Consider the following 12111-nt stretch of genomic DNA (forward strand, 5'->3'; position numbering starts at 1 on the left):
CACATATCTTATTGATAATCTGACACTTGTACAACACTTTAGCTATTGAATATAAACTTTAAAACACACCAAAAGAATATCGGCAGACAATAAACCTTGTCAAACCACATCTTTGTTTGCAAGCGTCCAAGATTACAAAGACCTTAGACCAACACATATTATCAGTTGAAGCAAAGCATCCTGATTTTTCAATACGTATAAATGAGTACGTTATACCTGCGTGTCTAATAAAATAGATGAGAAAGCCATTGAAGGGAGGAATTATATCCTTTCAGGTGGCTCAACATTAAGAAATAGTGATAAGGAATATTTACAAAAACTCTTCTTTGGTACATTTAAAAACCTTTAATTAAACATGTCACTCATTAAAGTCGAACGTTTTATTCATCATCCAGATTGCGAAATTGGTCGTGTTTATGTAGATGGTAAGCTTTTTTGTTTTAGCATCGAAGATGCAAAGAGAACTACAAAAATTCATGGTCAAACTTGTATTCCTGATGGTAAATATTCTTTAGCTACCAAATGGTCGCCTAAGTTTTCTGCAACCTATAACCATGAGATGATTTGGGTTAAAAATGTACCTCAATTTGAATTCATACTACTCCATAGGGGGAATACCATTAGTGATACAGAGGGTTGTTTGATAGTAGGTAACAAGATTGGCATCCTAAATAATAAGGATGCTGTTTTAAATTCAAGAGTTACTTATAAAAAATTATACGATGAAGTAATTGGTAAGATTAAAGCTGGTGGGCAGTTTATTGAATATACAAGTACGTAACCACAGAATAGTAGATATAACTTTCAGCCTCCATTACATTCTTTGTGTTAAACTTAAAATAATCAAAGCGTCACTTGGGCTATGAAAAAACAATTTCAGCTTGTAAGTGAAATTAGAAAAATGGAGGGCCGTATGGCATACGACCTTGATTCCACAAATGCCATTTCAACAGGACGAATGCCATTCGTCCCTACCATTACTTTGAGTTGCAGTCAGAGAATGAACTTTATTTATCGTTCCAAGTCTAAAGACTTGAAACAGCAACGGTATTCTATTACAAGAACTAACGTATGAATAGATAGTTATAGGTCTTTGTTAAATCGATTTGATAAACGCTTTCAAGTTGGATGGGATTTAACTTTATCGCCTTTATTATCATGGCAATTAAGAAAATTAAAAAGTCAAGAGGACTTCGATAAAATCAAAATTAAATTCCAACAATAATATTAATTCTTAACCATTACTTATCTAAATCAAATCACAATGAGGAAATTCTTATTTAGCTGCTTAATTTTATACTTGCTCATCTCCGGGGTCCGTTCCTGCTCCTCTTCTTCAAACCCCCGCAAAGAGAAAGTGATAGATTCTCCAGTGGTTGATACGCCTCAGATAGATACCTCACGTTTGCCGATAATTAATAATGTAAAACAAGCAGAGATGACCGTTTACACGGAAGATAACGTTAAAATCACGATCCCTGTGGATGGTGAAACACTTTATTGCACAATGGCCTCTTGGTGCCCTTTTTCAAAAAAGATAATGACATTGGTTAATGATCCTCATTACGATGTCATCACCAAAAAATACAAAATCGTCTTTCTTTATGACAAAGATGAGATCGACCACTTCCGTAAGAAGATTAATAACGATGCGGAAGCCGAGGGAATGACTAAAGCTGAGGTAGAGCAAATGAATAAGGTTTTGCGGCAAAGAGAACAGGAAGGCAAGTTGGTAATGCCCGAAGTGCTTTCTGATATTCCTATGGACGTAAAATACTTTTATTTCAGCTATAACAATTTTGAGTTCCATACAGGCGGCTATCCTTCGACCTATAATTCGCAAACCAGTGGTTTCGATATAAAACCATTTGATTGGTGGTATCGAAAATCCCCGAATGATAAATTACTACTTTTAGAAATGTATGACTTTTATATTCAAGATGACAAAAATAAAAATCAGTAAATTATCATTATTACTGGGATGCCTGATCGCGGGGTTTCATTTTGTTAAAGCACAGCAATGTTTTACAGACGTACGCAAATTAGTGGCGACAAACGTCGTAAATGCTAAATGTCCCCCGTTGAAGGCATCTGAAGTTAAAGCCCGTTTATCACTGATAAACATGGCGCACAACGAGCGTACGCAATTATTTTCAATAGAGAAAGGAACTGCGAACGGGGCAGTTAATTACACCGCCTCAATTGGCGGAAGTAACCCTATTTATAGCGGTTCCAGCTATAGCGAACTGATAAATGCGATCGGGACAAAGAACCGCCCTAACCGCCAAGACCTTTATTTTGACCTGCTTAACTTTAATTCAACAGAAGAAGCGAATTTTAAAAGCACTTGTGAAGTTAAATTTGCTTCATTAGACAAAGATGTTAGGGTCAATACCATCAATCGGGTCAATGCTAGTGAACAAATGCAAAATGATTTTTTTCATAAAATGGAAGGAGTCAGCGATGTTCGGGTTGGAAAGATTGAAACTATTGTCATTAACAAACGAACGTATTTTTCAAGAGTTGTTTCCTATATCAAGGAATCTCGGCGGTACTTTCTGGAGATTTATGCCCGTACCCAAGTAGCTTTAAGAGCATTTAGCGAAATATTATCAAATCGATTTTTGACGCTTTCTTCGAAACCAGTCAGCCTTGCGGATATTGTTAGTGACGCTAAAAAAGAAATGATGCTCAAAAATAAGCTTTCATCGAAAGACTTTTTAATAAGGTTTAAAGACGAGTTATCCGGCAACATGATCGTTTCTCACTTTTGTTCGAACAAAGTCGCGCTCGATGGATAATGTTCTTAAACCGGTCGATTGTTTAATTAGTGTGGCCATTCCTTTGACACAACATGATTTTTTCACGCAACAGCAAGATGCCGATCATGAATTTGCCAGATGCTGTTGTTCCAGTTGGGCCAAATATGAAAGCGAGATCGTAGATCCCTTCTATGTTTTTCAAGAACGGATTGAAAAACTGGGAGTGGAAGTTATCTGTAATATCACTTCGGATGTAATCACCGGATTGTTTACTCCATTAAATAAACATATAACCTTCATTGCACATTGGAGCGCTGGGAAAATAGAACTATTCGACAAAATGGTCACTTTTCGTGACTTTGTGCTGCTAATTCCCGAGGATTATGTAGGAATCTTAGACCTATGCGTATGCACTCCCGAACAACTCGTTACTGAAATAAAATCCAAGAGACCGAGTTGTTCTGTAAGATACATTCAGGAAACGGTCTCTATTACTAATTGGTTTTATTTTTATTGGGTATTATTTCAATATCTTCAAACCAGCGAAGAAAACTATCAAGATGCATTTACCGTGGTCACTAAAACATTTTTAGAAAAAATAGTATGAATAACACAGACGATATCTTAAAAGATTTTTTAAAGGAAGCAGGATGGTCAGTAGCCATCAAAGCCGGAGGCGCTCACAAGCCTGAAGTTTCGGAAGAACTAAAAAACAAACTTGTAGATCATTTGATTCGTGAAAATAAATTCAACAGGGTTATTGTCCTTACGGCGACCGTTATGTTTTTTCTGATTTTTCTGTTAGGGATCTATTTTGCCCTTTATTATCGCAATCAACCACAAACCATGGAGCTGATATTCGGTGGTACATTTTTGACTATATTGAGTGTCATCACCGCGTTACGAAAGTTTTGGCTGGAAAAATGCAAAATGGATCTCATGTTGACTATTTTACCCAATGTCCCGGCTGATCAGGCGGCAGAACTGATCGAAACTCTTTTATATGGAAAGCCAGCAAAAAAATCTAAAAAAGTTAAGTAATTTCTTTGTGCCGGAAATCTGCTTTTCATCTCAGCATTATTACGCTTCCGTCAGCAGGGCGATTAAACTTCCAAATAGGGTATGGCTATGAGTTCGGGACAGTTGGAACAAATGAAAAAAGAGGCTTTGTAACACTTGCATACGGCATTCCAGTTTCTAAATTAATTAGAGGAGGGTTTTTCAAGGTCAAAAAAAACATATTAACTGATGACCAATTGAAAAATGGATTTGTAAAATAGCAAAAGTAAACCCCTCCTTCATGTAGTAAAGCATAAACATTGAAGCTTATTTAATAATTAAAGTTAACACTATGTCAACAGGAAAGAAAATCTTAGAATTAGCTCAAAAGCATGTAGGGGAAAAATATGTTTTTGGTGCTCATGTACCATTTGAAAATTCCAACTATAAAGGTCCTTGGGATTGTGCAGAGTTTGTGAGTTGGATTGTATTTCAATCAACCCAAATAAAAATTGGTGTTAGAGGAAATGAAGCCTACACGGGGTATTGGGCAGATGATGTTCCTAAACTATGTAAAAAAATTAATATTAGTGAAGCTGCTCAAACTTACGGTGCAATTGTTTTTAGGTCACCAGGTTTTAAAGGAATAAAAATCGGACATATAGCATTTAGCGATGGAAATGGTGGAACCGTAGAAGCAAAGAGCACAAAAGATGGTGTTTGTAAAAGTACAATAGATGGACGGCAATGGGAGTTTGGAATATTGATTAATGCTGTTGAATATGAGCGTAATAGCATATTGAAGCTTGATTATCAGACTCCCCCGTTAAATTTTCATGTACGGTCACCTTTAATGGAACACAAAATAGTACAAGAAACTAAAGAGAAATTATCCAAAATTAATTTATATCACGGAGACATTGATGAATTTTATAACGAAGAAATAGCAAAAGCAGTCTCAAACTACCAAAAGATAAAAGGGTTAGTTGTAGATGGTATATTAGGAAAAGAAACACTATCTTCATTAAAGATAAAAGCATAACAATACCAATCTTGAAAAATTCTTATTATGGTTTAAAACTCCCTCTGGTCGTAGGCTTTCCTACGACCCAAAATTAAGAAGAACGTCACGCTCGTATTTGTTAGTAAACGGATTTCCCTCGCTTGACGTAATGTTTTTCACTACATCAGAACGAACCGCAATGTTACTTTACAAAAGTGCAAAGCATTGTATATTTTTCCAAGTTGTGTACTTAGTTTACCACAAGACGTCGCTTACTAAAAATACCTTCATACGCTAATGTTTGAAACAAACGCCAAGCGAGATATTGAAACTAGATAACCTACTCCTCCATCCTACTATTTTTAATAATATAATAATCATAACTTATTTATATTCAACGTTTTAATTTTGTTACTTACTTCTTTTTAGTACAAACCAAGCTAAAAAGTATGAGGTACTCCATTTTTCTCCTGCTATTTCTTCTATTTTCTTGTTCCCACAACGACGATACCATTAAAATAAAAGGTTCTGATACTGAGGTTAACCTTGCTGTGCAATTGGCTGAATCATTTCATCAAACCAATTCAGAGGTCTTTGTTTCAATATCGGGGGGTGGCTCTGGTTTGGGGATTACCTCGCTATTGAACAATACAGCTGATATTGCTAATTCGTCTAGGAGTATCAACAAAGTGGAAATTGACCTTTTTAAACAAAGGGGAATACCTATCGACTCCTTTATTTTTGCACAAGATGCCATCGCTTTTGTAGTAGCGTCCGACTTCCCCATCGATTCCATCAATACCCAAAACCTTGCAAACGTTTTTGGGGGTAAGTTTAAAGACTGGTCGCCAATAATCGGTAAAATATTGCCCATTAATATCTATGGCCGACAAAGTAACTCTGGCACACACGATTTTGTCAAGAAAAGATTAAAGATTGAGTTTTCGTCGTACGCCAAACAAATGAACGGAAATGCCCAAATTCTGGAGGCCATCAAAGCAGACCATTCGGGTATTGGCTATGTAGGTGCTGGCTATGTTATACACGGCAACAAAGGCATAAAAGTGCTAACGATTTATGACAAGGAAAACCAAAAGGCGGTCTCGCCACTAGATGCCGCCATGATTAGGGCTGGTAAGTATTACTTCCAACGCCCATTGTACCAATATTACAAATCGGATTCATACCTTAAAATAAAGCCTTTTCTGGATTTTGAAAAAAGCAAGATTGGCAAAAAAATCATTCAAACGTCGGGATACTATCCTGTAAATATTAAGCCATGACCTTACAAAAAAGAGAATTTATCGATAGCCTAGCCCGACAGCTATTTAAAGCGACAGGTTTTATCACGATTGCTTTGCTAGGGGGCATCTTTATGTTACTGGTGTACAATAGTATAGCCTTCTTCTTAGAAGTAAAACCCCTTGATTTTTTCACAGGCTCGCAATGGAATCCCGAAAATACCAATGGACATTATGGCATTGCTCCATTATTGGTAAGTACTGGTTTGGTAGCCTTAGGGTCGATGATAATAGCCGTGCCCTTGGGCATATTTACGGCCGCCTTTTTATCCGAAATGGCACACCCTACCTTAAAATTAGTGCTGAAACCCATCATCGAAATGTTGGCGGCTATTCCATCAGTGGCTATTGGTTTTCTGGGGATAGTATTGATAGGGCCAAGCATTGCCAAAATATTTGGTATCCAAAATGGGCTGAATGCCCTAAATGGGTCAATATTATTATCGGTAATGGCTTTGCCGACCATCATCACCATCAGCGAGGACGCCATCAGTGCCGTACCCAAAAGCCACCGCGAGGCCTCTTTGGCATTGGGAGCAAACAAATGGGAAACCCTGTTTCTGGTTACCCTCCCTGCGGCTATTCCGGGGTTGATAGCCGCCGTGATGTTGGGCTTGGGCAGAGCCTTAGGCGAAACCATGACCGTACTGATGGCTACGGGCAACGCCTCTGTTTTGCCAAAAGGTTTCTTGGATTCTGTCAGAACAATCACAGCTACCATAGCCATTGAAATGGGCGAAGTTCCCTATCAAACTACGCATTACTTCGCCCTGTTTGCCATTGCAGTAGTATTATTTTTAATAACCCTTACCATCAATTTAATAGGAGAATATTTTGCTAACAGACTAAGAAAATTCGACGCATGATTAACAACATAAAAAACGTTTTGAACTGGTTGCTACTGTTGGGCAGTACATTGGTAGTCTGCCTGATTCTGGGCATAATTCTTTGGGATATTTTCTCAAAGGGTTTTTCATCAATCTCATGGCAATTTATCAGCCAATTACCTACCGAAGGTATGACAAAGGGGGGCATCCTGCCTGCCATTGTTGGCACTGTTTTACTTACTTTTATTACAACGCTATTTTCGGTGCCGTTTGGGGTAGCCTGTGCTTTATACCTCAACGAATACGCACAGCCCTCTATGCTTACCAATATTATCAGGGCGTCTATCAGAAATCTGGCAGGTATTCCCTCTATTATTTACGGGTTGTTTGGTCTGGCTTTGTTTGTACAAACCCTACGGTTGGGTACTTCCGTGTTATCGGCAGGACTAACGTTGGGCTTGCTTTCGTTGCCCTATATCATTACTACTACCGAAGAAGCCCTCAAACGAATACCCAATAGTATGCGAGAAGCCACCTTGGCATTGGGTGTAACCCAGTTCGAAACCATCAAAGATGTAGTTTTGCCACAGGCACTACCGGGCATACTTACAGGGGTTATCCTTACGATGTCGAGGGCAGCAGGTGAAACCGCCCCCATTTTATTTACGGGAGTAGCATTTTATATCAATGGCATTACTACATCAGTCAACAAAGAATTTATGGCGCTGCCATATCATTTATATATGTTATCAACACAGCATCAATCTATCGAATCTGTCAGACCATTGGCTTATGGCACAGCCGCAGTACTGATTCTACTGGTTTTTATGCTGAATATTATAGCCTTTTATATCCGTTTCAAACACAAATCACAAGCCTAACATGGAAGACATAAAACTATCGGCACATCATTTAAACCTATATTTTGGCGAAAAGAAGGTATTGAAAAACGTCAATATAGATTTTCCCAATAATAAAGTCACTGCCTTAATCGGTCCTTCTGGTTGTGGGAAATCCACCTTGTTACGTACTTTCAACCGCATGCACGATTTATCGCCTGATGCACGAATAGAGGGAGTAGTAAAGCTGGACGATTTGAATATATACGATAACAAAAATTCTGTGACCGAAATCCGTAAGCGGATAGGAATGGTATTTCAGAAAGCCAACCCCTTACCCAAGAGTATATACGATAACCTTGCGTATGCCCTAAATATTCATAATTTCCCGAAGGACGAAATCCCTAGCATGATTGAAAAAGCCCTTAAAGAAAGCTATTTATGGGAAGAAGTTAAGGATGAATTAAAAAAACCAGCCGTAAAATTATCAGGTGGACAACAGCAAAGGTTGTGTATAGCCCGAACAGTGGTGCTACGCCCCGAGGTTATTTTGATGGACGAACCGTGTTCTGCCCTAGACCCCATCAGTACCAACAAAATAGAAGAGTTGATAATGACTTTGAAGAACAACTACACCATTGTAATCGTTACCCACAATATGCAACAAGCACAACGTATATCCGACTATGTTGCTTTTATGTACTTAGGTGAATTGATTGAATACGATACAGCCGAAAACATCTTCAAACATCCTCAACAAGAACTCACTAAAAATTATGTGGGTGGGCATTTTGGGTGATGGGGCTGTACTGGCGTAGTCCAAGACTATCCCTAGCGAGGGACTTAAGTCCCTCGCTAGGGATAGATAAGCAATCTATTAGGAACTTATACAATAGTTTGACCAGTTGCAGACCCTCGCTCAGGCGTAGTGTTTTTCACTACGCCAAGCGATAGCGGGTAGAAGGGCTAAAATCAAAATGTTTTTTTTCCTATTACCTATATTGATTGAATAATGGCTTCTGATGCCAAACGAGATTTAGGTTTAAGAGACGGCTGATTGCTGTCGTCAGGATTTCTGTAGCCAATAGCAACAGCAAACAACGTTTTGTAGCCACTTAGTTGAAGTATTTTATCGTATTCTTCATTTTTAATTCCTTCCATTGGCGAACTGTCTATTTCCAAACTTGCACATGCTGAAAGAAAAAATCCAAGTGATAGATAAACCTGATGTTCAAGCCAAGATTTAATTTCCGCTTCGGGCAACGGTTTTAGAAAATTGTTATAATAATTTACAGCCCCTTCTGGTAAATTTTGACGAATTTGTTCCTCAAAATTTACAACGCTATCAATAACACTAAATACAACCAAATGGCTTGCTTCATTGATTTTTTGTTCGTTGAAGAAAGAAACGCTTGCCAATTCCTGTTTTGCTATCTCATCCGATACGAAAATAAATTTCCAAGGCTGGCTGTTGATAGATGACGGACTTAACCGTAAAATTTCTTTTAATTGCTGAATTTTTTCATCAGCAATTTTTTCGTTTGCACTATACCTTTTTGTAGTATATCTGCTTTTTGCAAGGTCTAAAAAACTCATTCTTCTAAAATTTTAATTATACTATACTTTTTATTGTTGCAAAACTAAGTATAGTATTCTATCTTTACAATAACGGTCAAAATAGATAGTATCTGATGTATTGTATAGACGATAAACAATTTCCTTGCAGCACAAGCCTGACAATGAATTACATAGGCGGAAAATGGAAAGCAGTAATTCTCATTCATTTAATCGAAAAAAAACGTTATAATGAATTGAGAAAGGAACTTTCAATGGTTACGGAACGGACTATTAGTCTGCAACTTAAAGAATTGGAAGAAGACGGTTTAGTTAAACGAACTGTTTACACAAGCAAACCGCCTTTGAAAGTGGAATATGAACTGACTGCTTTTGGAAAGACACTTATTCCTGTGCTAAAAGCCATAGCCGATTGGGGAATGGAAACGGCTAAGAGTAATAAACGAATTAATGTTTTGGAATAATCTAACTATTATTGTCAAGTTAGATGTTTGTCTGTCGAATATTTTTTCTAAAAATCAGCCCTCGCTTGGCGTAGTGTTTTTTACTACGTCAAGGTGTACTACAATGTTACATGGCAAAAAGGAAAAATATTTTATAAGTATTCAACTGGGGGCTTTCCGCCTTTGTTGGAGTTATCTCTAACAAAGGCGAAAACACTACCCAAGCGAGGGGGACTTTCGACTCCAAAATCTGCTTACCAGCATTAAACAGAGGACGACAAATAAAATGAAAAAATTAATATTGATTGTACTTGGGTTAGTTTTAGGGAGCTGTTCAGCATATAGTCCTAACTTTAATATTATTTTTGGTTCGGGTTTTAGAAGTAACTCTATTGATTTAACAATCAATGATGTAAAAATAATGAATCATAGAATCATAAGCAGTGATACTATAACGGGAATCGTTTGGAATTCCAATATTATCTATAAAAAAGATAGTTTAATATTAAAAGGAAAATCTAATATCACTGAAAAAAACATATCAATGCCACCAAGTAGGCTAATAAATCTTATCCTTCAAATTGATGGCAAACCATATTACTTACAAGCCGATTTAAAAAAAGGAGGTAATATTTTAATTGACAAACATAGCTATTATTATAACGTAGATTTAAAACAATTTAAAAAGAATTTGAAATTTGAGTAACTAAAAAAGCGTATTCTATTTCCCTCCCTTGGCGTAGTGTTTTTACTACGTCAGTGTGTACTGCAATGTTAAATGGCAAAAAGGAAAAATATATTACACCAAACGAAGGTTCATCAAAACTTTCCGCCCTTAATGGAGTTATTCCCAACAAAGGCGAAAAAGAATATTACTGATAAATAGAGCAAGTTTCTATTATTATCGCCCTCAATTGGCTTAGCCTTACACTATGTTCTGTGACATATATAAATACTTAAATGGTTTGTCGTATTTTAAATATGAATTATGCTTGCCCAAAACCTACGACCATTCATCCCTAACGAGGGAATTAATTCCCTCGTTAGGGATGAACTCACAGCCAGCTTATTGTTTATCGTTTCAAGTCTAAAGACATGGAATAGTTCGGGATAAAAGAGTGGTTGCTTATTGCTTCTTCACCAAACGTTAATATTAAACCATTCTATTTTTTCGTAAAATACACTACCTTTCTACTTTGATTTCTTCCTATATACAAAAACACGATGAAACTATTCCTTAGATTATTTACCTGCACTGTATTACTATTTTTAATTGATGGTTGTAAAAAAGAGGCCGATATTAAACCCACAGTAGCGATTCCTGATAGAAATTTTGAAAAGGCATTGATTGATGCCAAAATGGATAGGGATAGTACATTAAATGGGCAGATGAGCCTTGAAGATGCTTTACGGATAGAAAAACTATATGTAAACTATAAAAACATCAAGGATTTAACGGGTATTGAAGCCTTTGCAAATATGTTTTTGCTTGAATGTTCTAACAACCCAATCGAAATACTGAATGTGGGAAACAATCCTAAGTTGATGCAACTCTACTGTATCAAAAGCAATCTTAAAAGACTAGATGTTACTAAGAATCTAATATTAGAAACCCTAGATTGTAACAATAATGCCATCACTGAGCTAGACCTAAGCAAGAATGTAAATTTAATGGATTTACTATGTGTAGATAATCAGCTAACCAAACTAGACCTTTCAACCAATATAAAACTTGAACGGATTGATTGTAATTATAATGCTCTTAAAACGCTTGATTTAAGAACCAATAAAAAACTAAAAGTGATTAATGCTAGTAATTGTCAGTTAGAAAGCCTGAATACCTCTGGGATTACTACCATTCAGGGTATATCTTGTAGCACAAACAAACTGACTACTTTAGATGTAAGTAGCAGTACAAAAATTGCACATTTGTATAGCTTTGATAATCTACCTATGAATATTTGTGTTGATGATATTCAAAAAGCAACCCTCAAGAGAACACTGCCAAACGAAACTGGCTTTTCAGATTGGGTGGTAGATTCTTCTACTACTTTCATTACTTGTAAATAACCTCACGCTTGGCGTAGACTAGGTCAGGCGTGGGGCTATAGAAGTATGCAGAGTCCGCAACCTGAAAACTTATAAAATGAGTCGCATTTTTGCAATGTAACATTGCTTGACACGCTGACATAGTGAAAAACACTTGGCCAAGCGAGGGTTATCTCCAACAAAGGCGAAAACACTACCCAAGCGAGGGGGACTTTCGCCCCCAAAGTCTGCTTACTAGCATTAAACAGAGGACGACAAATAAAATGAAAAAATTAATATTGATTGTACTTGGGTTAGTTTTAGGGAGCTGTTC

General features: G+C 37.0%; 15 protein-coding genes. 14 read left to right on the forward strand and 1 reads right to left on the reverse strand.

Going from position 1 to position 12111, the window contains the following annotated elements; translation table 11 throughout:
• Positions 1-355: 355 nt before the first annotated feature.
• From AC07XN_RS11225 to pstB, 11 genes are all read left to right on the forward strand, one after another.
• The gene (locus AC07XN_RS11225) at positions 356-781 is read left to right on the forward strand and encodes a DUF5675 family protein (protein ID WP_494743136.1); all 426 of its coding nucleotides are present in this window, start codon (positions 356-358) and stop codon (positions 779-781) included.
• Positions 782-1264: 483 nt separating this feature from the next.
• Positions 1265-1963, forward strand: coding sequence for a hypothetical protein (locus AC07XN_RS11230; RefSeq protein WP_494743137.1), 699 nt, complete (start codon positions 1265-1267; stop codon positions 1961-1963).
• Positions 1941-2801: a hypothetical protein gene (locus AC07XN_RS11235; protein WP_494743138.1), complete on the forward strand. Its 861-nt coding sequence runs from the start codon at positions 1941-1943 to the stop codon at positions 2799-2801. Before AC07XN_RS11230 ends, AC07XN_RS11235 begins: the two co-directional genes overlap by 23 nt.
• Entirely contained in the window at positions 2794-3369 is a 576-nt protein-coding gene (locus AC07XN_RS11240; protein ID WP_494743139.1) for a hypothetical protein, read from the forward strand. Before AC07XN_RS11235 ends, AC07XN_RS11240 begins: the two co-directional genes overlap by 8 nt.
• Positions 3366-3803 (forward strand): hypothetical protein, encoded by a 438-nt coding sequence (locus AC07XN_RS11245; protein ID WP_494743140.1) that lies wholly within the window; start codon positions 3366-3368, stop codon positions 3801-3803. The genes AC07XN_RS11240 and AC07XN_RS11245 overlap by 4 nt, the downstream gene beginning before the upstream one ends.
• 5 nt (positions 3804-3808) lie before the next feature.
• Entirely contained in the window at positions 3809-4042 is a 234-nt protein-coding gene (locus AC07XN_RS11250; protein WP_494743141.1) for a hypothetical protein, read from the forward strand.
• A gap of 71 nt (positions 4043-4113) precedes the next feature.
• On the forward strand, positions 4114-4803 hold the full coding sequence (locus tag AC07XN_RS11255) for a C40 family peptidase (RefSeq protein ID WP_494743142.1): 690 nt from the start codon (positions 4114-4116) through the stop codon (positions 4801-4803).
• Positions 4804-5213: 410 nt separating this feature from the next.
• The gene (locus AC07XN_RS11260; protein ID WP_494743143.1) at positions 5214-6047 is read left to right on the forward strand and encodes a PstS family phosphate ABC transporter substrate-binding protein; all 834 of its coding nucleotides are present in this window, start codon (positions 5214-5216) and stop codon (positions 6045-6047) included.
• Entirely contained in the window at positions 6044-6931 is an 888-nt protein-coding gene (gene pstC / locus AC07XN_RS11265; RefSeq protein WP_494743144.1) for a phosphate ABC transporter permease subunit PstC, read from the forward strand. Before AC07XN_RS11260 ends, pstC begins: the two co-directional genes overlap by 4 nt.
• Entirely contained in the window at positions 6928-7773 is an 846-nt protein-coding gene (pstA, locus tag AC07XN_RS11270) for a phosphate ABC transporter permease PstA (protein WP_309921518.1), read from the forward strand. Before pstC ends, pstA begins: the two co-directional genes overlap by 4 nt.
• A gap of 10 nt (positions 7774-7783) precedes the next feature.
• Positions 7784-8530 (forward strand): phosphate ABC transporter ATP-binding protein PstB, encoded by a 747-nt coding sequence (gene pstB / locus AC07XN_RS11275; protein WP_494743148.1) that lies wholly within the window; start codon positions 7784-7786, stop codon positions 8528-8530.
• Positions 8531-8727: 197 nt separating this feature from the next.
• Here pstB and AC07XN_RS11280 read toward each other — a convergent pair whose 3' ends face one another.
• Positions 8728-9327, reverse strand: coding sequence for a nitroreductase family protein (locus AC07XN_RS11280; RefSeq protein WP_494743145.1), 600 nt, complete (start codon positions 9325-9327; stop codon positions 8728-8730).
• 143 nt (positions 9328-9470) lie between these two features.
• On the opposite strand from AC07XN_RS11280, the gene AC07XN_RS11285 reads away from it, so the two are divergent.
• From AC07XN_RS11285 to AC07XN_RS11295, 3 genes are all read left to right on the forward strand, one after another.
• Positions 9471-9770, forward strand: a complete 300-nt coding sequence (locus AC07XN_RS11285; protein WP_309921524.1) for a winged helix-turn-helix transcriptional regulator — start codon at positions 9471-9473, stop codon at positions 9768-9770.
• A gap of 265 nt (positions 9771-10035) precedes the next feature.
• Entirely contained in the window at positions 10036-10455 is a 420-nt protein-coding gene (locus tag AC07XN_RS11290; RefSeq protein WP_494743146.1) for a hypothetical protein, read from the forward strand.
• Positions 10456-10973: 518 nt separating this feature from the next.
• Complete coding sequence (locus AC07XN_RS11295; RefSeq protein ID WP_494743147.1) at positions 10974-11819, forward strand: leucine-rich repeat domain-containing protein; 846 nt, start codon at positions 10974-10976, stop codon at positions 11817-11819.
• Positions 11820-12111 lie beyond the last annotated feature (292 nt).

This window comes from Arcicella sp. GW458-12-2-14-TSB2 (assembly GCF_059423785.1).